Origin of the sequence: Streptomyces sp. H27-H5, assembly GCF_026627505.1 — a bacterium.
Classification (GTDB): Bacteria; Actinomycetota; Actinomycetes; order Streptomycetales; family Streptomycetaceae; genus Streptomyces.
Genome location: NZ_JAPNLK010000084.1, coordinates 13,468 through 35,129 on the forward strand (window position 1 = coordinate 13,468; position 21,662 = coordinate 35,129).

Genomic DNA, 21,662 nt, shown 5'->3' on the forward strand with positions numbered 1-21,662 from the left:
AGACCTCCCACTCAAGCCCGGCCAGATCCGGGCATGACAAAAGATGCGCAAACATGCCAGAGCTGTCAATACCCCGGATTTCGGGGCGAGTTGGGCACATACCCCCCTTCTGCGCTCACGTACGCGAGGCGGAAATCACCCGTCCGGTGGGCGTCGGGACATGCAAAAGCGCCCGGCCCCATGAGGGGCCGGGCGCTTTTGTGAGGGCTACGAGCGGGTGCTCCGAGATCGGCGGACCTTGAGCGGCAGAGGCGAGTAGACGAGGCTCAGCCGGTCGGCGGCCCCCGTGATCCGGACGAGCTCGATCACTCTCCCGGTGCCGTCGCGGGTGACGCGGTCGATCACGATTACGGGCACCCTGGCCCCGATGGACAGGCGGGCGGCCTGGTCCGGCGTCGGCTCCTCGGCCGTCACGAACTCGGCCGCCACGGCCGGGATTATGTCCGCAGCGATCAGGCCCGCCAGGACTCCGCCCACGATCTTGGTGGGGCTGTCGAGGCCGGCGGCCTCGGCGACGTCGGCCGGGTACCAAGCTTCTTGGAGCTGGACGACATCCTCGTCAATCATGGCCCGCCGCCGCCGGCGCACCACGGCCGCGCCCGGTGAGAGGCCAAGGCGTTCGGCGATGTCGGCGGGGGCGGGCAGCGTCTCGGCCGCCGGCTCCTCGACCTCCATCCGGCCGTTGAGGCCCTGCTCGGCCGTTGCGGTCTCCCACGGCCCCCGCGTTCCCCCGGGTTCGAGGACGTGCTCGTACCGGCTCAGCGGCACGCGAACCCGGGTGCGGTTGCGGACCACCGTCCCGCGACCCCGGCGCGAGACGACGTATCCCATCGCTTCGAGCTCCTGATAGGCCCTGTTCACGGTCGCTTTGGAGCCCTCGCCGGCCGCCACCTGGTCGAGGATCTGGGGCAGTGACGAACCGGGCGGGCGATCCCCGTTGTCCATCTCGGCGGCGAGCCTGTCGGCAAGCGCCTTCCACTTCGCAGTCATGCCCTCTGTTCCTCCCGTCGGGTGTACCAGTACAGCACATTCCTAGGAATGGTTGACAGTGATCCCCGAGAGTGTCATGGTCGTAACCGAGCCGCCCATTCCTAGGAATGGGAACGGTTCGGTATCACCCGCCGCCCCAACGGGGCGCGGCCCCGGGCGTCTAGACCACGCACCGGAGCCGCTAGGCGGGCCAACCCCCTGACTGCTCAGAGGAGTGATCCGCATGCGCACCACCATGCCCGAAACCGGCACGATCTTGCGAATCGGCGGTACCCCCGCCCTCGCCCCCCGCACCCGCCTGGACCTGTCCGCCGAGCTCGGCCTCGACGTTGACCTCTTCCTCGGCCCGGTCGGCGGCGACGACGACGAGCTCGACGAGTACACCCGCCTGTGCGCCCTGGCCGACATGGCCGACGCACAGTTCATCCCCTCCGGCGCCGACCTCGACCGGGTCACCCTCGACCTGATTGCGGGCCTGGCCGAGGAGATCGAGCGCCAGGAGCGCGAGGACAACGCCCGCGGCTTCGAGCGCGAGAGCTTCACCCGGGGGTGGGCCGCGTGAAGATCACCCGAACCGCCGCCGCCCGCGCACTGCGCGCCGCCCTGGCCCAGGCCGACCGCCTCCACCCCGCCGCCCTCCTGGTCCTGGTCCTCGTCCTCGCGGGCCTCGCCCAGGCCGCCGCCCCCTTCGTCGTGACCCTGTTCACCGCCCTGGTGGCCCTGGTCAAGGCCGGGGCGTTCGTCGCCGGGGCCCTGATCTTGGGCCGCCTTGCCGTCCGCCTCGCTGCGATGGTCCGCAGCATCCCCGCCGCGCCGCCGGCGCCCTCGATTCCGACGCCCCGCCCGGCGCCGTGACCGCCGCCGTGTGTGCCCTGGCCCGCGACCTCTCCCCCGAGACCCTCGCCCGCCACGGGTTCGCCGACCCGGCCACCGCCCACCAGGCCGCCCGATGCGCCGCCCTGTGGGCCGCCGAGAACCACCGCCGCCGTGCCCGCGCTGCCCTCGACCGCCACGCCGACGAGGAGACCCCCCGATGAGCACCACCGCCCGCCACATCCTGAGCGGCTCCGCCGCCGGGCTGGCCGCCGCCGCCCACCACATCGCCACCTCGACCGCCGCCCTCGTCGGCGTCGTCGGATGGGCCGCCGTGTCCTACCTCGACGGCCAGACGACCGAGTTCGTCATCGCCGCCGCCCTCGGCTCCCTGCTGTGCGTCGAGTGGCTGCGCGCCGAGTTCTTCGGCGCCCCGTTCCCCGCCTGCCCCCTCTGCACCCTGGCCCGCCGAGGCGCCCGTAAGGAGATCAACAAGTGAGCACCACCTCGTTCTACGACGAGCGCCGCAAGGACAAGTCCGCCGAGCGCGCCGAGGACCGCCTCGACCGCCTCACCGAGCGCGAGGAGGAGCGCAAGGAGCGCGCCGCCCGCGCCGAGGAGGAGCGCAAGGAGCGGGCGGCCCGCGCCGAGGAGGAGCGTCGACTCCGCAGGGAGCGCGACCGCGAAAAGGCCCGCCGCAAGGCCGAGCGCAAGGCCGCCCGCGCCGAGTGGTTCGCCAAGCTCGGCCGCGAGGGCGACACCGTCGGCGCGATGATCGTCATGGCGTGCGGCATCGTCCCCGCGCTCTACTTCCAGCTCCGCGCCCTTAACGGCGAGAATCTCCCCGGCATCATCAGCCTGTGCCTGGCCGTGATGCTGGAGGCCGGGGCGTGGGTGGCCACCGTGAGCGGCGAGCGCGCCAAGCGCGAGGGCCGCCCCGTGGGCCGCTTCCGGGTGGTCATGTGGGCATGCGCGACGTTCGCCGCGGTCATCAACTACAGCCACGCCCCCAAGTCGCCCGGCGGGTGGCTCGCGTGGGTCCTCGCCGCAGCGAGCTATGCCGGGGTGTTCTTCTGGGAGGTCCGCGGCTGGGGTCGACACGGCATCAGTGCCACCCGCACCAAGGCGCAGCGACGGGAGGACCGCCGCCGCCGGCGGCACGACCGCAAGCGCCGCCGCCGCTTCCCCACGGTTTACAGCCGGTACACCGACATCCTGACCGCGCACCCCTTCGGCACGATCGACACCGAGGAGGCGTGGCGGACCGCATGGCGCGACGAGCACGGCGCCGAGCTCGCCACCACCGCCCGTGTCGTCGCCCGCCGCGGCCACGCTGACAAGGCCCTCGCCGCAGCCCACGGCGTAGGGGTCGAAACCCTCGCCGTCGAGCAGCTCCTCGGGGACCTCTTCCCGCCCGATGGAGGCGACGACGGACCCGCCGCGCGCCGCTCCTCGGGCGGCCCGGCCGGCGGTCCGAGCAAGGGTGGTCGAAGCGTGAAAACCCTTGGGCGCAAAGGGAAGCAGGCTCTAGGCCGAGTCGCCGGACGGACCGCTCCGAAGGTCCCCGACAGGCCCCTCGACGCCGCTCACATCGCCCAGGTTCGAGCCCTCGCCGACCTCCTCGGCGGCGCCGCCCACCTGTCCGTGAAGAACGTCCGGCAGACCATCGGCGGCGGTAACTACCGCTACGCAATGCGGCTCCGGGACCACGTCAAGGCCAAGAGGAAGAACGCCCGATGAGCGCCGCCAGCCACACCCCTCCGCGCCTCCTGATCCCCGCCGGATTCGGGTTCGCGTACGTGACGATCCGCCGCGTCCCCGAAAACGGATGGGGCCCGGCCGCCGTCCTCGGCCTCCTCGTCCTCGCGCTGATCCTCTGGGGCCCGGCCGCCCTCAAGTGGGCGTGCAAGAACTTCGCCGTACGCAGGGCCACCAAGAAGAAGGCCGAAGCCGAGAAGAAGGAGAGCGGCAAGTGACGACGCACCGCAGCCTGTACCGGCTCGCCGCCGGTGAACTCGCGCAGCTCGCCGACACCGAGGCCGCCGAAGGTCACCACCACCTCGCCAAGGCGTCCGCCGAGCTCGGTCTCGTCTACCTCAAGTTCGAGACGGCCGACCTCGCCAACGTCCACGTCGGCAAGGCGTGGGAGGCCGCCGAGCAGGCCCGCGAAAACCTGATGTACGGGGACGCGATCGGTGTCACCTCCGACACCTCCCGGGCCCGGCTTCACCTCGCGCTCGCCGAGCTGGACGCCGCCGACCTCCCGGCCCCCGCCCCCGCCCGCTGAAAGCGCGCTCGCCCCCCGAACCACGCCCGGCCGCTTCCCCGGCGGCCGGGCCCCCCGAGAGGAAGCACCACGCATGTCCACCACCAGCACCGAGCACGGCGAGCGCGAAGCCCATTACATCGACCTCGCCGCCTACCAGGACCCCGAGACCCTCGACCGCCTCGAACTCCTCGCTCGCGCGGCCCGCGAGACCGTCCGCACCACCCCCGCCGGCATCGCGGACCTGTCCACCGGAACGGTGCGGCTGGACAAGGTCGACGAGGCCCCCGCCGACCAGCTCGACGACGAGTCCGGGGTCCTCGAAGTCCTCGACGAGCGCGAGGGCTGGACCATCCGCCGCCTCGTCCCCGAGTCCCTCACCGACATGGGCGTGTGGCGTCAGCGGCGCGCCGAATGGGTCAACGCCGGCGCCTTTCACGCGCTGCGCTCACCGGTCTACTTGTGGCGCGCGACGAACGTTGCCGCCCTAGGCGCCAAGGTGGGCGTACGCGACGCCTGGTCCTACGTGTTCGCCACCGAGTACGGGCAGATCACCGACAAGGTGAGGCGGACCAAGGCGGGTCCGGAACACATTGCCGACCTTCGCGCCGACCGGCGCAAGGAGGGCAAGGCCCGCCGGCGGGAGCCGCTCACCGTCTACACCCTCACCGGGTGCAGCACGTACGTGGGGGCGCTCCTGGCCCTGGGGGAGACCTGGGGTTGGGTCATGGCCGCTCCGGTGCTCCTGCCGGTGTTCGGTATCCTCTACGCCCTCGGCCGCCGCGAGATGATCCGCCGCGAGCCCGACGGGACGTTCGCCATCGCCGACGCCGTCGACTTCACCGGCGCCGGAGTCCTCACCGACGAGGGCCTCAACACGGCGTTGCGCGCCCGCAGCGTCGGCATTCTCAAGGACGACGAGAGCGTGACCGTTCTCGGCTTCATCGCCCGCGAGCCGGGCGACCGGGCGTCGGTCGTAAGGTTCGAGCTTCCCCGCGAGTCGGGCAAGACGGCCGCCGAAGTGGGGGCCAAGCGCAAGGCCATCGCCGCGGCTCTCGCCGTCGACTCGATTCAACTCTCCATCCGCCAGGACGGGCACGAGGGTTCCGTATACATGCGCGTCGCCGACTCCCACCCCTTCGGTGGCGAGCCGGTGGCCTCCCCCCTCGCGACGGCCGAACAGTGGGACATCTGGGATGGCGCCCCCACGTTCGTGGACGAGACCGGGCGCATCACCGCGATCGAGCTCCTGTTCTTCGGACTCCTCGTCGGCGCCATGCCCCGGCAGGGCAAGACCTTCACCGCCCGCGCGGCTGCCGCTGCGGCCATCCTCGACCCGCTGTGCCGGGTGATCGTCGCCGACGGCAAGGGCGGCAAGGACTGGGCGGCGACGGCCCTCCTCGCCGAGGCGTACGTCCGCGGGGTCACCGAGCCCGCCGTCCGCCGCCTGACGCACGTCCTCGAAGACCTCGTCAAGGAAATGGAAGCGTCGTACGACGCCCTGTTCGAGCTCCCCGACGAGGTATGCCCCGAGGGCAAACTCACGCCCGAGATCGTCCGGGACTACAAGGTGTACCCCTGTGTCCTGATCATCGACGAACTTCAGCGCTACCTAGAAAACACAGGCAAGGAGAACGAGGACGACAAGCTCACGTACGGCAAGCGGATCGAGGAAGCCCTCGAAACGCTCGCCAAGGTGGGCCCCGCCGCGGGCCTGATCCCGATTCTCGCCTCACAGAAACCCACGGGGGACGCCGTCCCGAGCGCCATCCGTGACGCGATTCCGCAGCGCATCGCCCACCTGTGCGCCACGTACCAGATGAGCGACTCGATTCTCGGCACCGGATCGAGCGCGAGCGGCTGGAACGCGAAGGAACTCGCCCCCGCGTTCAAGGGGATGGGCATCCACGCCGACGAGACCGGCCTCCGCTTCATCCGGTCCCTGCTGATCAAGCTCCCCGCGTTCCGCGTCATCTGCGAGCGCGGCCGGTCGCTGCGCATCGCCGCCGGCACCCTCGCCGGGGAAGCGGCGGGACAGTCCGGCCGCGCGGCGCGGGTCGGTGGCATCCTCGCCGATCTCCTCGCGGTGTTCGAGGACAACAAGCTCCCCGAGCGTCTGGCCACCGCCGACATCCTCGACGGCCTCGCCCAGCTCGACCCCTCGACCTGGGCGCCCGCCGCCCTGGACGTCGGCGAGGAGGACCGGGCCGCCTACGTCCAGACCGGGGGAACCGAGCTGCGGAAGGCCCTCGACACCGCCCTCGACGGCACCGGCCGGAGCCTTGCCTCCCGGGGCTGGTCGAAGGGCGGACGGGCGAACGGCTACTACCTCGACGACCTCCGCCAGGCTGCCGGAATTGTGTAGGTATGCACCCCGGTACGGGGTCCGTACGGGTCGGAACGTCCCAGGTCAGCGCCCGGTGCGCCCTCCGTACGGGCCCCGACCCGGCCGGTATGCCGAACCCGCCCCGCGGCCCTCGTACCGGCCCCGTACGGGCCTCTGACCTGCACTAACCCGACTCGGACCGGCTCGTACCGATATCCCAAACCCATACAAATTGATCACGACGAGGAGCACCGACGATCATGGAAAACACTGCCCACGGGTACACAGAGGCCCCCGTCGTCTACCGCCCCGAGCCGATGCCCTCTCACCCGGTCGAGGCCCTTCCGTTCCTCTCCCCGGTCCCGATCCCGGGCGCCGTCGAGGCCCGGACCGCCGACGGCCGCACGGTGTGGGTGTACGCCACCGCCCCCGCCGGCGCCGAGCCCGCGACCCCGCCCGCGGCGCCCAGCACGGTCCCGGCCTGGGCCAAGACCGCCGCCCTGCTGATGACCGCCGCTTCGGCCTCGCTGGCCCTCGCCGCCTACGCGCTGCGGGTGTTCGCCGAGGCCGCCGCCGTCCTTGCCGCCGCCCTGGTCCTCCTCGCCAAGATCGCGTTCGTTCTTGCCCTCGTCGTCGCCCTGGTGGCCGCCGTCGTCAAGAGCCGCCGGTCCGGCGGGGCGCAGACCGCCACGGCCACCGCCACGGCCACCGCCGGACTGTTCGGCCGCGCCAAGGCCACCGCCACCGCCACCATCACCACTCGATAGGAGCCCCGCGCATGACCGCGCTCAAGATCCGCAAACTCACCGTGGCAGGCGTCGCCGTCCGATGCCCGAGCCGAGGGACGGGCAACGTCCCGCGCGAACTCACGCTCATTCCCTCGGGCGGCATCATCAACGCGACGTGCGGAGAGATGCACCCCGACGCCTCGGGCAAGCGCCGCAGCCGGGCGCAGTGCTTCTTTCAGGTCGAGAACCTGACGACGGCGCACCTCCAGACGCTTTCCCAGGCCGAGGAGGGCAAGCCGTTTCGCCTGACCCTCAAGGCCGGGAACGTCGAGGGCTTTCTCGTCGCCAAGGGCAAGGGCGCCGCACAATCCCCGGCCGCCCGCGCCGCTGCTGCCGCCGCCGAGAAGTCCGGCAAGGCCGCCCCCGCCGGACCGGCCAAGCCCGCCGGGCGCCCGACCGGCGGCGCCATGGCCGCCGCGTTCGGCGCCGTCGCCGCGGTGGCGGGCGCAGTCGGCCAAGTCGCGGGCGCTGCCGGCCAAGTCGCGGGCGCTGCCGGGCAGGTGGCCACCGCCGGCGCCTCGGCGATCGAGTCGACGGCGAGCCTGGGCCGAGAGGGGATCGGCGCGGCCCGCGACGGAATCCGCGAGGCCGGGGCGTACGGCGAGCGCCGCCATGAACGCAAGATGCGCGACGACGAGGGCTGATGCTCTCGACCCGGGGGCGCCCCGGGAGCCGCCCGCGCGGCTCCTGGGGCGCCGCTGTGTGCGGACCGCCTTACCGGCCGTTCGAAAGCATCAGGCCAACTTGCAGTTTCACTTGCAGTTGAACTGCAAATTATGCCATGGTTGACCCACCGCGAAACCGGGCCCGGCCCGGGACGCGATCACCAACCCACCACCCACCCGAAGGAGCACACCCATGACCAGTCGCAGGATCCCCGCCGAGCGCACCGGCCCCGTCACCATCGACGCCGCCCTTCTCGGCTACGCCGGGACGATCACCGTCCGCGCCGAACCCGACTGCGAGCGGGCCACCCTGACGATCCGTACCGCCGACGAGGAGGGCGAGGCCGCCGACCTCGTCCGAGACGCCACGCTCCGCCAGTCCGGCACCGGCGGCCTGTACGTCAGCGCCCAGGGCAAGGGCGCCAACGAAACGGCGATCATCGCGACGGGCGGCCGGCACGTCGTCCAGTCCATCGGCGTCGTCACCGGCTCGGTAACCGGCATGATGATCATCGGGAATGACGTGATCGTCAACGGTGCCCACATCAGCGCCAACGGCGGTGGTGCCACGGCCATCAAGGGCGGGTCGCCCATCGAGATCACGGCCATCGTGCCCGAGGGAAGCTCGGTCATCGGCCGCACGCACTCCGCCCACATCGTCGCCGAGGGCGCGCTCCTCAACGTCACCGGCCACACGCAGTCGGGGCACATCAGCGCCGGCCATGTCGCGCGGGTGCTCGCCTCCACCCTGTTCGGTCACGTCGTGGTGGAACGGGCGGCGCACATCAGCGCCACGGCCCAGGGCGGGAACCTGAATCTGGGGCGTACCGATGTCGTCGAGGCCAGGACCGTCGGGGGAGACATCCGCATCCGTGATTTCGGCGGAACGGCCCAACTCGAAACGGTGGGCGGAGACATCCGCGTCCACGCGACCGTGGGCGGCACCATCACCGCCCGCACGGTGGGCGGAGACATCGAGGTGACCGCCACCGAGGCCGCCCTCGACGACTCCCTCGACATCCAGACCAACACCATGGGCGGCCGGGTCCGCACCCCGCAGGGCCGCCGCCCCAGCGGTGGCCCGCGCCGCCGCTCCCTCTGACCCCTCGACGCACCACCCATGCCGCGCCGGGTCCCTGGCGTCGCAACCCCAGGACCCGGCGCGCAAACCCTATTGATCAGAGGGAGCGCCATGTTCGAGGAAAACGACGAGGTGAAGATCCTCGCCTGCGAGGACGACCCCCGTGCCGCCGGTCGAACCGGACGGATCGTCGACGGGGTCCCGCCCGGCCCGCGCACCAACGGCCGGTGGACCGTCCGCGCCGTCGGCCTCCTGATCGGCCCCGTCCTCTGCCACTCGCACGAGTTGCGCAAGACCGGCTGACTGCCCGTCCCGCCACAGACCGCCCCACCCGCCGGGGGCCTCACCCGAGACCCCCGGCCACCACACCGACCGGAAGGCCATCCCATGGAACTGCCGCGCATGACCGAGGTCACCACCACCGACATTCCCGGCGACGAGAGGACCCGAATCCGCCTGCGCGTCCAACTCTCCGCGTTCGTGGGGCTGCGACTCCTCGCGCCGATCGCCGTCGCCGTATCCACCGCCTCGATCGTGGACACCCTCATGTACGACGGCGGCCCCGCCGCGCTCCGCCTGGCAATTCTTGTCGTCGTCGGTGTCCTCACCGCCGGCGCGTACACCGAGAACCTCGGCACCTGGGAGGAGGAGGTCGAGGGCCGGCTCGTCGGCCGGCTGCGGGGCGGTCGCGAATGGACCTGCACCACATGCGGCACCCTGATTCGCGCCGACTGGTGGACCCGCGAAACCGCCCGGCATGCGCATCTTCTGCTGTCCAACCCGCAGGCCCACGGCTGCGTCAGGTGGCGCCGTGACCTCGACGCCTGACCGGCGCGCAGTGCCCGGGGACGGCCGCAGCATCGGCCAGAGGTACGGCCGCCCCCGACTCCCCGCCCAGAACCGAACCGAGGAGACACCCAGCATGACGCAACTGCATACCAGCCGCGCCGCCACCTTCGCCGCCGTCCTGGGCCTTGCCCGCGCCGCCGCCGCCCTGGGCGATCACTGGATCCAGACCGACTATTGCGCCCAGGTCAAGCGAGCGACGGACGCCGCCCCGGTCCGGTACGAGGACGAGAAGACCGAGGCGACGACGGAGCACGGCACGGCTGACGGCCGTCGTGCGTGTGCCTGGCACTGCCTCACCTACTCGTCCACGCAGGCCCTCGCCGTCACCGCCGGCGCCCGTGTCCTCGGTATCCGTCTCCATCCCGCCGCCGCCCTCGCCGGTCTCGCGATCAGTGGTCTGACCCACTACGCCGCAGACAGGCGCGTACCGGGCGGACTCCTCCAGGCCATCGCCGAGCGCACCGGGAAGGGCCGGTTCTACGCCCTCGCCTCCCACGGTCTGAACGGCGCCTACCTCCTCGACGCCTCTTACCACCACGCGTGTGAGACCGTCGCCGCCCTCGTCGCCACGGCCGGGGCGGGGGAGCGATGACCCGGCCCTTTGACGACAACGGCCGCCGCTGACCACACCAGGAGAAGTCACCATGAGCGAGATCACCATCCCTGCTGACCTGCGCGACTGGGCCGTGAGCTGGCCGGAGTATGCGCCGGTGGACATCACACCGGACGAGCTTCTGCCGCGGGCGCTTGAGCGGGAGGTTCCGTTCTGGGCCGAGGGCGCGCCCACCCCGGAAGCCGTGACCGACTGGGCCCAGCGCCAGGCCGCCGCGCTGGTGCCGTACCAGTGCGATGCCCAGGGCCGGCCGCTGCACCCCGCCGGCCGGACCGGCCGCGGCGGCCGTAACCTCGGCCGCTGGGGCGAGAACTCGGCCGCCGACCTGATCGTGATTGCAGGCAGCGGATATGACCGACGAATCCTGCTGATCACCCGGGACGACATCCACCAAGAGGCGATCCCCGGCGGGATGGTGGACCCTGGCGAGACCGCCCCGGCCGCGCTCGTGCGCGAACTGCGCGAGGAGACCGGAGTCGACCTGAGTGACCGTGAGCCGGTCATCCTCGGCCGGGGTCTGGTGGACGACTGGCGCCAGTCCGACCACGCGTGGGTGGCCTCCACCAGCGCCTTGGTCGTCCTGCCCGCCACCGTCACCGCGACGGCCGCCGACGACGCACTCGACGCGACCTGGTACCCCGCCGGCTCCGTCGCCACTCTGGAGACCGCCATCACCGCCGCCGGGCGCACCCTGTACGCCGCCCACCGACCCTTGATCGCCCGCGCCCTCGCCCACCTCGACCAGGGGCAGCGATGACCCGGCCCCCCGACGTCAACGGCCGCCGCCTGGTCCAGCTCCTCGACCTAGCTCGCCACGCCCTCGCCGAGGCCCATCGCGAAGCCCGTACCTACCCCCACGACCTCGCGCGGCTCCTCGTCCTCGAATCCCTCCACCACACCCACCCCGGGGGAGCCGCCGGCATCCTGCCCCTCCTCGGAGACCTCATCACCGAAGCGAGGCGCGGCCTGCCCGAGGGCGAGGCCGCCGAACAACTCGACGAGGCCGCCGCGTACGTCTCGACCCACTCCGCCGAGCGCATCGACCGTGCCAGGGCCGCGCTCGCGGATCAGCCCGACCACTGACCTGCGCACCGGTCCCGGCCCAACCCTCCGGGACCGGTGCGCAGACTCGCACCCGCCCACGAGATCAACCCGGGGCGCACCCGCGGCCCCCTACCAGAAAGGCACACCCCGCCCATGACCACCGACACCATCCACACCCTGTACGGCCGCCTCGCGGACCTCCAACAGCGAGCCGGTTTACTCCTCGCCAAGTCCGTTGCGCGGCATCAGTACGACGAGCTCGTCCGCGAGGCGGCCACCGGCGCAGCCGCGGCCCGGAGGGAGCTGGAGACCCTCCGCGAGGTACCGCCGCAGGTGACCGCCGAGGAAATCCTCGACCACCACCGGAACAAGGCGCAGGTATTGCGCGATGTCGTATCCGAGCTCGGACACGACCACTTCGGCGAGGCGCTCGCCGAGGCCGAGGCGCAGCTCGCCGCCCTCACACCGCCGCCCTCAAGCTGACCGTCGACTCCCTTCCCTGAGGCCCCGCCCAACTCGGCGGGGCCTCAGTCGATTCAGTGGTGCGCCGTCGACCTCCCCGCCGAACAGGGGAGAAAGTGAGTTGCAAGTCAACTGGCAGTTGAACTTGCAGTTGTGCTGAAACCTGCCTAGGGTGGGTCGTACCAACCGCCGAGGGGCAGCCCCGGCGGGCCGGAACGGAAGGAACCCCGAATGACCATCAACTCGGCCCCGATGGAAATCACTTATGGATTCGCGTCCAGCGGCGCCGCCGGCCGTACCCGCCACCAGGTCCGCGCCGGCCAGCCTGCCAACGCCCTCTGTGGCCGCCCGGCCAGCCGCCCCCTCACCGACACCGACGCCGCGAAGCTCCGCGACTGCACCCACTGCGTCAAGGCCCGCACGGCCGCCGACGACCAGGCCGCGTACGAGGCCGCCCGCGACGCCGACGCCCTCACCCCCTACGTCGAGGCCGGCCGCTGCACCTCCGTCATGGGCGGCGAGGTCCACGAGATGTCGCACAACTTCGACGAGGCCGGCCGGCCCGAGTTCGTGTTCCCGCTCTGCCGCACCGGCGCTATGACCAACAGCGGCACCAAGTACCGCAAGGTGGCCGCCGATGCCCCGCTCACCTGCAAGAACTGCGCCGACAACGCGGAACGCCGCGAGACCTACCGCACGGCCCGCGCCGCCAAGGTGGCCGCCGACACGGCGGCCGTCGCACCCCGCGTGTCGCAGGTGACCGATGCCGAGTGGGACGAGGAGACCACCACGGTCGACACCCTCGACGAGGACACCGTGATCCGCGCCGACGACCACAAGCCGTCATCGCGCTGGTTCGTCGCCCGCCGGAACTTCTCCCTCGGCGTGATCGACGACGAGGGCCCGTGGCACGCCACCCGGGGCCGGTACGCCGCATGGTCCGAGCGCGGCGCCGAACGCCCCGACGGCATCGTCGGCTTCTATGCCACCCTGCGCGAGGCCGCCCGCGCCATCGCCGACGCCAACCCCACCGGCCACGTGGTCGCCACCGAGCCGGTATCGACGGACGACCCCGCCTCGCGGGTCGGCATCACCACCAACATCGTGGCCGTGCTCGCCGACATGACCGAACTGCATTCCGACGGCCTGACGCCGCCCATCACTCGGTACTACGTCGTCCGGCAGAACGCCTGCATCGGCTCGATCTACGACCTGGGAGAGGCCCACCACCCCCGGACCCGCTACCTCGCGTGGCGGCCCGGCACCCGCCCCGACGGTGACATTCTCGTCGGCCACTTCCCCGACATCTTCGATGCCACCCGGGCGGTTGCCGCCGCCCACCGCAAGGCCACCCCGCGCCCCGCCGCCAACCTTCCCGCCGCCGAGCCGGCGGCCCGCATCGTGGAGGGCGTTGTCGTCTCGCACGACGGCACGGCTCGGGGAAGCCTCCCCAGGCACTGTGACAATGCCGACGTACGCGCCGCGCTCCTCGCCCTCAAGGGCCTGCACCTGGCCGAGCTGACCGACGAGGGACACGAGGCGGCAACGGACTACGGCTACATGGTCGAGCCGCGCGGGCAAGGACGCGTAGCGATCTACTGGGTACGCGGCGGCGATATCACGGAGGCCGACGGCCGGCCGTGGACGGTGGAACTTCAGATCGCCCGCGACCGCCTCGCCGAGGCCGGGTGGCTGGTCGAAGGTCGTTCCCGGAACTGCGTCTTCGCCTGGCACCCGGTCACGGGCGAGGCGCCGGCCGGAGCGCCCGCACCCCGCACCGCCGTCGCCGCGATCGGCGCCGACATCACCCCGGGCCCCGGGTCGGCCGTGACGTACCCGCCCACCCCGGCCGGCGTTGCCCGGGGGAGCCTGCCCCGGCACGCCGACCACCCGGACGTGCGCGCCGCGCTCGGCATCCTCGCCGGCCTTCACCTCGCCGAGCTGACCGACGAGGGAACCGACGCCGCCACGGACTACGGGTACGCGATCGTCCCTGAGGGGGGCGGCCGGGTCGCCGTTTACTGGCTGCGCGACGGGAACTCCGTCACGGCCGACGGCCAGCCGTGGACGGCCGAACACAAGATTGCCGCCGACCGATACGCCTCGGTCGACTGGGAGGCGCAGCCCACCACCACGTGCGTGTGGGTCCAGGTCCCGGCCGACGACTACACCCCCGACGAGCCCACCGTCCGCCCCGCCACCGCGCCGGCGCGGGCCCTGACGCCGCTTCAGGCCCGGGACGCCGTCGCCGAGTCCTACCCGACCGCCGATAGGTTCGAGCCCCTGATCGACGAGGACGGCGAAACACTTCACTACACGTTCCAGGTTGGGCGACTGCACGGGGCTCGGTGGGGGTGGGTCACCTCGGCAGGCACGTACGGCCGGAGCCTGGAGCGCACCCGCACCGACGCCCGGAACATGATCCGCGCGCAGGCCGACGACGACCAGCGGACCAACGACCGCGCGGCCAACCGCGCCGAGCGCGAGGCGCGGCCGGTTCTGCCCCGGCGCACCCGCACCCCCGAGCGTGACGTCGCCCAACTGTCGGCCTTGCGCGACCTTCTGACCCGGGTCCGCATGGGCGCCGTGAACGGCGACATGAACAAGGTCCGCGAGGCCCTGTCCGGCTATGACGACGTCATGGAAGCCACCCGCTGACCCTGCTCACCCCGGGTGCCCCCAACCTCTGTCTAGGTCGGGGGCACCCGGGGGTTCTGTTGGGTGACGCCGTCTACGTAGGGCCCCCAGAGATGTGCGCGATCCTCAGGAGAGGGAGGGGCTAGGAACCGGTTCAGCCGGTGCCGGTAGTGCATGGTGCTGCTTGATCATGCAGCGATATACCGGCGCCCCGTCCCACGGGCGCGTGAGGCCGACCACCTCATAGCCGATGCGTTCGTACCAGGCGGAGGCCGGCGCTTCCGGACGGACAGCGAGGGTGATCCGCTCCGCTCCGGTGATTCCGTCCAACAGAGCGGCGTGCAAAGCGCGCCCTACACCACGCCCTCGCCGCTCGGCGAGAACGGCTAGCTCCATCACTACGAATGTCCTTCGCCCGTCCTCGCGGGTGAACTCCTCCGACAGGGAAGCAGTCAGGAAGCCGGACCACCATCCGGTGCCGGACGCGAGAGGTAGCCCGTACGCGAACCCGGCGAGCCCGTCGGCGTCACGGGCGAGGACCAGTCGGAAGCCGGCCGTCTTGTGCTCGCGCTGGTAGCGCTCCAGGAATTCGGCGACATCCCGCGGCCCCTCCAGGTACGGGGGTTCGGCGAACACCGCCTCATAGATGGGTGCGAGCTGGTTCAGCTCTCGCCCGGCGGCGCCGGGGTCGGTGACGGTGCTGTACTCCATGGGACTCCTCATCGGGTGGGGCGGACACGGTCCAGCTCGCGGCGGGCGGCGGCCAGTCCCTCCCGCGCCCGCCCCGAAGACACCTCCGTGAGCAGGGCCTCGCCCTGTTCGATGTGGTGGGCCGCCTCGTCGGCCTCGCCCGAGCGTGCCAGCGCCCCGGCGAGACCGGCCCGCTGCAACGCCTCGTTGCGCGCGTAGGCGGTCTCCTGTCGTTCCAGTGAGCGGCGCAGCCACGACACGGCTGCTCGGTGGTGTCCGGCCGCGGTGAATAGTTCAGCCTGCGCGGAAGCGAGTTCGGCCGGCCCGTGAAAGGCCGTCCAACTCGGGGCCGGCCGAGACCCCCGGTCCCGTTCGTACAGGCGGGCCGCGTTTGCCAGCGTAGAACGGGCCGACGCCGAATCTCCCAGCATCGCCAGCGCCCGCGCTTCCCGAGTGGCGAGGATGGACAGCAGGGACGGGGGTGCCCACGGTGCCGCAAGCGTGGTGGCTCGCCGGGCGTGGTCGAGTGCGGGGCGGGGCTGCTCCTCGCGGAGTTCCAGCAACGACATGGACGCGAGGACCAGGACGGCGAGAGAGTCATCACGCAACGCGACCGCAGTATCTCTTGCCTGAGTCCAGTACGAGCGGGCTCGGACGTGGTCGCCCGCATCGAACGCGAGCCACCCGACGTGTTCCGCGGTTTCCCCACTGATGAGCCGCAGCTGACGGCCGATCGTCCCCGGATAGGACCCGGTTTCGATGAGGCGCCGGATGCGAGAGAGGTGGGCGGCGGCGAGCGGGCCGACGGTTGCCCCTCCAAATCGGTCGTCCAGTCCGTACAAGGAGGCGAGGCCGGTCCGAAGGTCGGTCACCGTGTCGGTGCCGACCTGGGGCGCCGCGTAGGCGGGGGCGGCCGGTGCCGCCCCGACCCCGGCCGCGCCGAGGGCGACGACACCCGCGGCGGCAAGGAGGTTTCGTCGGTCCACAGGGGTCCTCTCGCGCAGTTCGGGGATGGGGGCCAGTACAGCCACGGGAGCCGTGACAGGGTTGCGGCGGTGCTCCGGTACCTGAAATCCCGCCTGTTCCAGGGGCACGCCCAACATGGCCTCTAAGACGCGCTGACGACCAGGCTGCGGACAAGGAGGGTTCAACGTCCGCCATCGGCGTACCTGCCTGTCGGTGACGTCCTCGCGTTCCCCGATCCGGGCCGCGACAGCCGCGTACACGCGCATGAACTGTGCGGGGCTTCGCCATCCGAATCCATCGACCAGGTCGACGAACGGCGTTGAATCTTCGACCAGTTCGGACATGGCGCCCCTTGCACGTCGCGATGTGGACTCTCCCTTGCACGGTAGAGCCAGACCCCCCGGACTTTCACGCGTATGAGGGCAGGAAAGTCCGGCTGAAAGTCCGGCGCAGCCCACGCCCTGACAGCACAGTCGCCGGTTGACTACTCACAGCACATCCCCCAGGGAGTGCGCCCCGGCCTACCAACGGGGCGTACTCCCGCCCCCACGCCGACAGGCAGGAGGTATGGACGTGATCCGGGACGACATGAACACGTGGGTGAGGGAAGACGCGGAGCACCTTCTCTTGGGCCGGCAGGTCATCCACCTCGCGACAGAGCGAACCGGCACCGTCGGCACCGTTCTCACCCGCACCTCCAAGTCCACCGGCAAGGTGATCGACCAGACCGCGCACATGCGCCCCCTGGACGGCTCGGGGCGGGAATGGACAGCCGATCCCCGTGAGCTTCAGGTCCTGCGCCGGCTCGCCCCCGATATGGCCGCAGGCGTCGGATGAGTCGGTCCCGCGCCGAGGTTGGTGATCAGGTCGAGGACGCCACTGGACAAGGCGCCATCGTTACCGACATCAAGGGCGGTACCACGTGGGTTCTGCGCCCTGTCTGCGGAGCTACTTCCCACCAATGGGAGACCGAAGACCCCGACGCCCTCACCGTGGTCCGGCGCCGCGCCGACCGGATTACCGACCCCTGAGACTGCCCCGCGGCACATGCTTCGGCTTCCCGCCCACGGGCGCATCGTCCCGGCCGGCCACTCGGCCCGGCCGGACCGTGCCTGTACGCGTCCGCCGAACTCACCGGATGAAGACGGCCCCGCCGCCTCCCACCAAGTGCCGCAGGCCCGGCCACCACCACCGTCCCCGCGCCCTGGCAGGCACGGGACGTCATCGAGCACCCCGCCCGGCGCCCGCCGAGTGGGTAGGAAGCGCACCAACAGGCAAGGGAGAACACGACATGACGACAGCCATCCAGCGGGAGGCGTTCCCGCTGACGCCGACCGGCGACCGGGTGCCGCACAGCGCCGAGCGGCCGTCCGGACCGGACACCCGGCCGTGGGCGCTCCGCTTCGCCCGCGTCCCCGATTCCACCGGCGCCGTGACCGTTCCGGCGTCGTTCTTCGACCCGCAGCGGCAGGTGACCCTGTCCTACGACGGCGGCCTGCTCACGTGCATGGCCGGCACGCACACTCCGACGGTCCCGGACGGGTCCGTCAGCAACCCGCCGCCGCTGGACGAGGGGCCGAAGGACTGATGAGCGCGCCCATCCTGGTCATCGCCGCAGATGACGACTGGCCGACTGACCGTGTCGTGGACGAGCTGACCGGCCGGGGCGCGGAGGTGTTCCGCATGGACACCGCCGACTTCCCGCAGCGGCTCACCATGGCCGCACGGATCGACCAGGGCCACGGGTGGGCGGGTGAGCTCGCGACCGCGTTGCGGTCGGTGGAGCTGTCCCGGGTCGGCGCGGTGTACTACCGCGCCCCTGGGGCGTTCCGCCTCGCCGACGGTATGTCCGGGCCTGAGCAGCGGTTCGCCGCCGCTCAGGCCCGCGCCGGTCTCGGCGGCGTGCTCTCCGCCCTGGAATGCCGGTGGATGAACCACCCCACCGCCGCCGCGCGGGCCGAGTACAAGCCCGTGCAGCTCGCCGCCGCCCGCGCCTGCGGCCTGTCGATCCCGTCAACGCTGATCACCAACCGTCCCGACGCGGTGCGCCAGTTCGCCGCCGAGATGCCGGGGCCGCTGGTGAGCAAGCCGGTCGCCTCACCCGTGCTCATCGAGGACGACCAGCTCAAAACCGTGTACACGCGCCGCCTGGCCCCCGCCGACCTGGACGACCTGCGGGGTATCGAGACGACCGCGCACCTGTTCCAAGCCTGGGTGGACAAGTCCCACGAGATCCGGTTGACCGTCGTGGGGAAGCGGTTGTTCGCCGCCGCGATCCACGCCGGAAGCGACGCCGGACACGAGGACTGGCGCGCCGACTACGGCTCACTGACCTACACGGCCACCACCGTCCCGGACGACGTGGCCGCCGGGATGCTGCGGCTGATGGACCGCCTCGGCCTGCGATACGGCGCAGCCGATTTCGTGGTGACACCCGCAGGAGAGCACCTGTTCTTGGAGGTGAACCCGTGCGGGCAATGGGACTGGATACAAGGCGCAACGGGCCTGCCGATCGCCGAAGCCATCGCCGACGACCTTGAAGGAGTGACCGCCTGATGGACTGGCAGCAGCACGCCGCCGCCCTGGCCCGTACCGCCGCGCACCCCGCATCCGCCTGGTACGGGCCGCTGGCCACCGTGCCCCGGCATGTCTTCGTGCCCCGCTGGTACACGTCCACGCCCGAGGGGTGGACCGTCAACGACGGCCCGGCCGACACCGCGGCGTGGATGGAGGACGCCTATGCGGATTCCACCCTGGTCACGCGCGTGGGGCCGCTGCACGCCGACCACGCCCCTGCCGACGAGCCGGTGACCGGCATCCCCACGTCGTCATCCACCCTGCCGGGCCTGGTCGTGCAGATGCTCCGGCATGCCCGGATCTCCGACGGGGCGCGGCTGCTGGACGTGGCCACCGGCTCCGGCTACAGCGCCGCCCTGGCCTGCCGCCGCCTCGGCGACCGGGCCGTCACCACACTGGACGTGGACCCGTACCTGACCGAAGCAGCAGCCGACCGCCTGAACAGCATCGGACTGCACCCGCAAACCGTCACCAGCGACGCCGGCGCACTCCTGCCCGGCGAGTTCGACCGCATCGTGTCCATGGTGGGCATGGACACCATCCCCGCGTCCTGGCTCACAGGACTACGCCCCGGCGGACGGCTCGTGACGACCATCGCAAACACCGGACTGATCATCACCGCAGACAAGACCGCGGACGGCGGCGCAGCGGGCCGGGTCGAATGGGACCGGGCATCGTTCATGACCACCCGCGCCGGCGACGACTACCCGCCCACGCTCGGCGACCTCTTCACGGCCGTCCGCGACCGCGAAGGCCACACCGTCACCACCAGTCCGTTCCCGGTGCTCAACGTTCACCAGGCGTGGGAAGTGTGGTCCATGCTGTCGATCACCGTGCCCGGCATCGAACACCGCATGCAGTACGACGACGGCGGCAGGGTGACGGCATGGATGCTGCACCCTGACGGGTCCTGGTCCCGCGCCACCACCCCCGCCGACAGCGCCACCACGACCGTGCACCAGGGCGGCCCGCGCCGCCTGTGGGACGAACTGGACGCCATCCGCCTGCGCTGGCTCCAACACGGCGAACTGCCCGTCTACGGCGCCCGCGTCACGATCGACCCGGACGGCACCACCCGCCTGACGCGAGGCGGCTGGACCGCGACCCTGTAGGCCACACAGGTGCCCGGCGGCAACCCGCGCCGGGCACACTGGTGCCCCCGGACCGGAAGGAGCCGAGAAATGGATGAGGAACCACTGGAGGAGTGGGCGGCGCGCCGGGACGCACGGCGCCGGCCGGTCGGCGACCGCAAGGCCGTCCCCCTGGACGACGGGCCACCCCGCGGCGCGCACCGTGACCCCGACGCCCCGCGCGGGGTGCTGGAGTGGGACGGACAGCAGTGGACACCCGCCGCTGTCGCCGACGGCTACGCGGCAGCGGCCCGCGCCGTAGACCCGACAGCGGCGGCCGCGGCCGTACCGCTGCACGAGCTCGGGACTCTGCCGACAGCGCCGGAACCCTGGCGCCCTACCCGTGAGTTCCGCAGGCCATAGGCAATTAGGAGATCGCACGCCCCCCATCACCCCGCCCCAGCATTGCCGCCCGCTTCTCAGAGGGCTGGGGTAAGCGCTGACGGGGTGCAGGACCCCCATTCCGCTGGAGCACTGCTTCACCAGTCCTCCCGCAAGCCTCGTGATCGACTGCGCCCGCCCCCGGTCCCTGGGGGCCGGGCGCAGCGTTGTGCCAGGAATGGCACGGCGGCCCGCTCCGGTCCTGAGAGAGGATCATCGCGACCCGCTCGCGCGGGCGTACGAACAGAAAGGGGGGAGTGTGCATCAAGCACTACCGGACATCTTCGATTCCCTGCCGGGCGGCGCGCTCGGACTCGGTGGCGGCGGCCTCGCCGCGCTGCTGATCGTCGTGGCCGTCCTCGCGCAGCAGGGCACCCCGGCAGACCGAGAGCGCTTCAACCGCAGCATCGAGCAGGGCATCGGCGCGGCGGTCTCCGTCATCGGGCGGTACCTCTCCGGCCGCGAGCTATCAGGGGTCCCGCGGAGCGAGGCCACGTGGTGGAAGGCGGGCGCCCCGCTCCCGGACGACAGGGCCACCGAGACGCCCGTCGACGAGTTGGGCGCGCCGGCGGTGAACTCCACAGGCTCTTTCACCAAGGCTGGTAACACCGGCGGAGCGGGGCGGCTCGTCCGCGTCGTCACTGCCCCTGTACGCCTCCTGTGGGGCGCCCTCGGCGGTCTCGTTCGCGTCCTACGGGTCTGGCACCGCTGGCCCAGGGCTGCGCGCTCAGCGGCCCGTCTGGCACCCTTCCTTACCGCCTACGCACTTTGGAGATTTCCGAGTGAGACGCCGATCGCACTAATCGCCGTCGCGGGGGCGGCGCTTCTGGCAGCGCTCACGAGCCCATCCGGGCTTGGATGGTGGCACGTCGCGCCCGTGTGGACTCATGGACAAATCTACGGTCCCGGTGTCTGGGTGGCGGTGCGTCAAATCCTCCGTATGGAGGACACCGAACCGCGCTCCCGTTGGCTGTCGGTACCCGATGACATTGCCGCCGCTGATGCGCGGATGGTGCTTCGGGTGCCGGCGAGTTGGATCGGTGGTCCCGAGGCTGTCGCAGCGATTGAGCGCGTGATCGAGGAAAGGGTGCCCGGTGATTGGGTGCCCGAATGGCATCGCACGGCGAAAGAGCATTTCGTCCAGTGGACGCCGAAACCCAAGCCCAAGCCGAAGCCGGTCCTTCCTGACTATGTGCCGTGGAGGCTGACGGGCGATCCGCGACGCGTGTTCCTCGGCCTGACGATCGAGGGTGATTCCATGTAACTGTTTAGGGGTTTCCGCTGGTTGTGGGCAGCATCCATGGCCGTCCGGCGAAGAGGTCGCGTAGGGCGGTGAGGGGGTTGATGCCGTGTTTGCGGACGGTGGAGATGTAGGAGCGGATCC

General features: G+C 71.5%; 27 protein-coding genes. 24 read left to right on the plus strand and 3 right to left on the minus strand.

Annotation, left to right across the window (positions count from 1 at the left end):
• Positions 1 to 207: 207 nt before the first annotated feature.
• Positions 208 to 990, minus strand: coding sequence for a GntR family transcriptional regulator (locus OTB19_RS43455; RefSeq protein ID WP_324290561.1), 783 nt, complete (start codon positions 988 to 990; stop codon positions 208 to 210).
• 223 nt (positions 991 to 1,213) lie between these two features.
• On the opposite strand from OTB19_RS43455, the gene OTB19_RS31925 reads away from it, so the two are divergent.
• The 18 genes from OTB19_RS31925 to OTB19_RS32010 all read left to right on the plus strand — a co-directional run bounded on the left by OTB19_RS31925 (position 1,214) and on the right by OTB19_RS32010 (position 14,555).
• The gene (locus OTB19_RS31925; RefSeq protein WP_267802163.1) at positions 1,214 to 1,552 is read left to right on the plus strand and encodes a hypothetical protein; all 339 of its coding nucleotides are present in this window, start codon (positions 1,214 to 1,216) and stop codon (positions 1,550 to 1,552) included.
• Positions 1,549 to 1,845: a hypothetical protein gene (locus tag OTB19_RS31930; protein WP_267802164.1), complete on the plus strand. Its 297-nt coding sequence runs from the start codon at positions 1,549 to 1,551 to the stop codon at positions 1,843 to 1,845. Before OTB19_RS31925 ends, OTB19_RS31930 begins: the two co-directional genes overlap by 4 nt.
• Positions 1,842 to 2,027: a hypothetical protein gene (locus OTB19_RS31935; RefSeq protein WP_267802165.1), complete on the plus strand. Its 186-nt coding sequence runs from the start codon at positions 1,842 to 1,844 to the stop codon at positions 2,025 to 2,027. Before OTB19_RS31930 ends, OTB19_RS31935 begins: the two co-directional genes overlap by 4 nt.
• Positions 2,024 to 2,302 carry a hypothetical protein gene (locus OTB19_RS31940; RefSeq protein ID WP_267802166.1) on the plus strand — a complete coding sequence of 93 codons (279 nt, stop codon included), beginning with the start codon at positions 2,024 to 2,026 and terminating at the stop codon, positions 2,300 to 2,302. The genes OTB19_RS31935 and OTB19_RS31940 overlap by 4 nt, the downstream gene beginning before the upstream one ends.
• Positions 2,299 to 3,543, plus strand: coding sequence for a DUF2637 domain-containing protein (locus tag OTB19_RS31945; RefSeq protein ID WP_267802167.1), 1,245 nt, complete (start codon positions 2,299 to 2,301; stop codon positions 3,541 to 3,543). The genes OTB19_RS31940 and OTB19_RS31945 overlap by 4 nt, the downstream gene beginning before the upstream one ends.
• Positions 3,540 to 3,779, plus strand: a complete 240-nt coding sequence (locus tag OTB19_RS31950) for a hypothetical protein (protein ID WP_267802168.1) — start codon at positions 3,540 to 3,542, stop codon at positions 3,777 to 3,779. Before OTB19_RS31945 ends, OTB19_RS31950 begins: the two co-directional genes overlap by 4 nt.
• Positions 3,776 to 4,090 carry a hypothetical protein gene (locus OTB19_RS31955; RefSeq protein ID WP_267802169.1) on the plus strand — a complete coding sequence of 105 codons (315 nt, stop codon included), beginning with the start codon at positions 3,776 to 3,778 and terminating at the stop codon, positions 4,088 to 4,090. Before OTB19_RS31950 ends, OTB19_RS31955 begins: the two co-directional genes overlap by 4 nt.
• A 73-nt stretch (positions 4,091 to 4,163) precedes the next feature.
• Positions 4,164 to 6,434 carry a hypothetical protein gene (locus OTB19_RS31960; protein WP_267802170.1) on the plus strand — a complete coding sequence of 757 codons (2,271 nt, stop codon included), beginning with the start codon at positions 4,164 to 4,166 and terminating at the stop codon, positions 6,432 to 6,434.
• Positions 6,435 to 6,655: 221 nt separating this feature from the next.
• The gene (locus tag OTB19_RS31965; protein WP_267802171.1) at positions 6,656 to 7,162 is read left to right on the plus strand and encodes a hypothetical protein; all 507 of its coding nucleotides are present in this window, start codon (positions 6,656 to 6,658) and stop codon (positions 7,160 to 7,162) included.
• Between the two features lie 11 nt (positions 7,163 to 7,173).
• Positions 7,174 to 7,827 (plus strand): hypothetical protein, encoded by a 654-nt coding sequence (locus tag OTB19_RS31970; RefSeq protein ID WP_267802172.1) that lies wholly within the window; start codon positions 7,174 to 7,176, stop codon positions 7,825 to 7,827.
• A gap of 214 nt (positions 7,828 to 8,041) precedes the next feature.
• Positions 8,042 to 8,950 (plus strand): DUF4097 family beta strand repeat-containing protein, encoded by a 909-nt coding sequence (locus OTB19_RS31975; protein WP_267802173.1) that lies wholly within the window; start codon positions 8,042 to 8,044, stop codon positions 8,948 to 8,950.
• Positions 8,951 to 9,040: 90 nt separating this feature from the next.
• Complete coding sequence (locus OTB19_RS31980; protein ID WP_267802174.1) at positions 9,041 to 9,232, plus strand: hypothetical protein; 192 nt, start codon at positions 9,041 to 9,043, stop codon at positions 9,230 to 9,232.
• A 99-nt stretch (positions 9,233 to 9,331) separates the two neighbouring features.
• Positions 9,332 to 9,757: a hypothetical protein gene (locus OTB19_RS31985; protein ID WP_267802175.1), complete on the plus strand. Its 426-nt coding sequence runs from the start codon at positions 9,332 to 9,334 to the stop codon at positions 9,755 to 9,757.
• A 94-nt stretch (positions 9,758 to 9,851) separates the two neighbouring features.
• Positions 9,852 to 10,370, plus strand: coding sequence for a hypothetical protein (locus tag OTB19_RS31990; protein ID WP_267802176.1), 519 nt, complete (start codon positions 9,852 to 9,854; stop codon positions 10,368 to 10,370).
• Positions 10,371 to 10,422: 52 nt separating this feature from the next.
• Complete coding sequence (locus OTB19_RS31995; RefSeq protein WP_267802177.1) at positions 10,423 to 11,148, plus strand: NUDIX domain-containing protein; 726 nt, start codon at positions 10,423 to 10,425, stop codon at positions 11,146 to 11,148.
• Positions 11,145 to 11,474: a hypothetical protein gene (locus OTB19_RS32000; RefSeq protein WP_267802178.1), complete on the plus strand. Its 330-nt coding sequence runs from the start codon at positions 11,145 to 11,147 to the stop codon at positions 11,472 to 11,474. The genes OTB19_RS31995 and OTB19_RS32000 overlap by 4 nt, the downstream gene beginning before the upstream one ends.
• 114 nt (positions 11,475 to 11,588) lie before the next feature.
• Positions 11,589 to 11,918 (plus strand): hypothetical protein, encoded by a 330-nt coding sequence (locus tag OTB19_RS32005; protein ID WP_267802179.1) that lies wholly within the window; start codon positions 11,589 to 11,591, stop codon positions 11,916 to 11,918.
• A 210-nt stretch (positions 11,919 to 12,128) separates the two neighbouring features.
• A complete protein-coding gene (locus OTB19_RS32010; RefSeq protein WP_267802180.1) occupies positions 12,129 to 14,555 on the plus strand; it encodes a hypothetical protein in 2,427 nt (808 codons plus the stop codon).
• 105 nt (positions 14,556 to 14,660) lie between these two features.
• On the opposite strand, the gene OTB19_RS32015 is transcribed toward OTB19_RS32010, so the two are convergent.
• Complete coding sequence (locus tag OTB19_RS32015; RefSeq protein WP_267802181.1) at positions 14,661 to 15,245, minus strand: GNAT family N-acetyltransferase; 585 nt, start codon at positions 15,243 to 15,245, stop codon at positions 14,661 to 14,663.
• A gap of 8 nt (positions 15,246 to 15,253) precedes the next feature.
• The gene (locus tag OTB19_RS32020) at positions 15,254 to 16,255 is read right to left on the minus strand and encodes a hypothetical protein (RefSeq protein ID WP_267802182.1); all 1,002 of its coding nucleotides are present in this window, start codon (positions 16,253 to 16,255) and stop codon (positions 15,254 to 15,256) included.
• 502 nt (positions 16,256 to 16,757) lie between these two features.
• On the opposite strand from OTB19_RS32020, the gene OTB19_RS32025 reads away from it, so the two are divergent.
• The 6 genes from OTB19_RS32025 (at position 16,758) to OTB19_RS32050 (ending at position 21,542) form a co-directional block, all read left to right on the plus strand.
• Positions 16,758 to 17,027, plus strand: coding sequence for a hypothetical protein (locus tag OTB19_RS32025; protein ID WP_267802183.1), 270 nt, complete (start codon positions 16,758 to 16,760; stop codon positions 17,025 to 17,027).
• A gap of 454 nt (positions 17,028 to 17,481) precedes the next feature.
• Positions 17,482 to 17,778, plus strand: a complete 297-nt coding sequence (gene tgmA, locus OTB19_RS32030) for a putative ATP-grasp-modified RiPP (RefSeq protein ID WP_267802184.1) — start codon at positions 17,482 to 17,484, stop codon at positions 17,776 to 17,778.
• Positions 17,778 to 18,746, plus strand: coding sequence for an ATP-grasp ribosomal peptide maturase (tgmB, locus tag OTB19_RS32035; RefSeq protein ID WP_267802185.1), 969 nt, complete (start codon positions 17,778 to 17,780; stop codon positions 18,744 to 18,746). Before tgmA ends, tgmB begins: the two co-directional genes overlap by 1 nt.
• The gene (locus OTB19_RS32040) at positions 18,746 to 19,879 is read left to right on the plus strand and encodes a methyltransferase domain-containing protein (protein WP_267802186.1); all 1,134 of its coding nucleotides are present in this window, start codon (positions 18,746 to 18,748) and stop codon (positions 19,877 to 19,879) included. Before tgmB ends, OTB19_RS32040 begins: the two co-directional genes overlap by 1 nt.
• A 69-nt stretch (positions 19,880 to 19,948) precedes the next feature.
• Positions 19,949 to 20,260 (plus strand): DUF6087 family protein, encoded by a 312-nt coding sequence (locus OTB19_RS32045; RefSeq protein WP_267802187.1) that lies wholly within the window; start codon positions 19,949 to 19,951, stop codon positions 20,258 to 20,260.
• 277 nt (positions 20,261 to 20,537) lie between these two features.
• Complete coding sequence (locus OTB19_RS32050) at positions 20,538 to 21,542, plus strand: hypothetical protein (RefSeq protein WP_267802188.1); 1,005 nt, start codon at positions 20,538 to 20,540, stop codon at positions 21,540 to 21,542.
• Positions 21,543 to 21,662: the final 120 nt, after the last annotated feature.

Excerpts from the sequence above, each read along its gene's own strand:
- OTB19_RS31985 (WP_267802175.1), top strand. The coding sequence starts at position 9,332 with ATGACCGAGGTCACCACCACCGACATTCCCGGCGACGAGAGGACCCGA.
- OTB19_RS32040 (WP_267802186.1), top strand. The coding sequence starts at position 18,746 with ATGGACTGGCAGCAGCACGCCGCCGCCCTGGCCCGTACCGCCGCGCAC.
- OTB19_RS31925 (WP_267802163.1), top strand. The coding sequence starts at position 1,214 with ATGCGCACCACCATGCCCGAAACCGGCACGATCTTGCGAATCGGCGGT.
- OTB19_RS31970 (WP_267802172.1), top strand. The coding sequence starts at position 7,174 with ATGACCGCGCTCAAGATCCGCAAACTCACCGTGGCAGGCGTCGCCGTC.
- OTB19_RS31960 (WP_267802170.1), top strand. The coding sequence starts at position 4,164 with ATGTCCACCACCAGCACCGAGCACGGCGAGCGCGAAGCCCATTACATC.
- OTB19_RS32000 (WP_267802178.1), top strand. The coding sequence starts at position 11,145 with ATGACCCGGCCCCCCGACGTCAACGGCCGCCGCCTGGTCCAGCTCCTC.
- OTB19_RS31980 (WP_267802174.1), top strand. The coding sequence starts at position 9,041 with ATGTTCGAGGAAAACGACGAGGTGAAGATCCTCGCCTGCGAGGACGAC.
- OTB19_RS31940 (WP_267802166.1), top strand. The coding sequence starts at position 2,024 with ATGAGCACCACCGCCCGCCACATCCTGAGCGGCTCCGCCGCCGGGCTG.
- OTB19_RS31995 (WP_267802177.1), top strand. The coding sequence starts at position 10,423 with ATGAGCGAGATCACCATCCCTGCTGACCTGCGCGACTGGGCCGTGAGC.
- OTB19_RS43455 (WP_324290561.1), bottom strand. The coding sequence starts at position 990 with ATGACTGCGAAGTGGAAGGCGCTTGCCGACAGGCTCGCCGCCGAGATG.
- OTB19_RS32005 (WP_267802179.1), top strand. The coding sequence starts at position 11,589 with ATGACCACCGACACCATCCACACCCTGTACGGCCGCCTCGCGGACCTC.
- OTB19_RS31950 (WP_267802168.1), top strand. The coding sequence starts at position 3,540 with ATGAGCGCCGCCAGCCACACCCCTCCGCGCCTCCTGATCCCCGCCGGA.
- OTB19_RS31965 (WP_267802171.1), top strand. The coding sequence starts at position 6,656 with ATGGAAAACACTGCCCACGGGTACACAGAGGCCCCCGTCGTCTACCGC.
- OTB19_RS31975 (WP_267802173.1), top strand. The coding sequence starts at position 8,042 with ATGACCAGTCGCAGGATCCCCGCCGAGCGCACCGGCCCCGTCACCATC.
- OTB19_RS32025 (WP_267802183.1), top strand. The coding sequence starts at position 16,758 with ATGGACGTGATCCGGGACGACATGAACACGTGGGTGAGGGAAGACGCG.
- OTB19_RS32010 (WP_267802180.1), top strand. The coding sequence starts at position 12,129 with ATGACCATCAACTCGGCCCCGATGGAAATCACTTATGGATTCGCGTCC.
- OTB19_RS32015 (WP_267802181.1), bottom strand. The coding sequence starts at position 15,245 with ATGGAGTACAGCACCGTCACCGACCCCGGCGCCGCCGGGCGAGAGCTG.
- OTB19_RS31990 (WP_267802176.1), top strand. The coding sequence starts at position 9,852 with ATGACGCAACTGCATACCAGCCGCGCCGCCACCTTCGCCGCCGTCCTG.
- tgmB (WP_267802185.1), top strand. The coding sequence starts at position 17,778 with ATGAGCGCGCCCATCCTGGTCATCGCCGCAGATGACGACTGGCCGACT.
- tgmA (WP_267802184.1), top strand. The coding sequence starts at position 17,482 with ATGACGACAGCCATCCAGCGGGAGGCGTTCCCGCTGACGCCGACCGGC.
- OTB19_RS32045 (WP_267802187.1), top strand. The coding sequence starts at position 19,949 with ATGGATGAGGAACCACTGGAGGAGTGGGCGGCGCGCCGGGACGCACGG.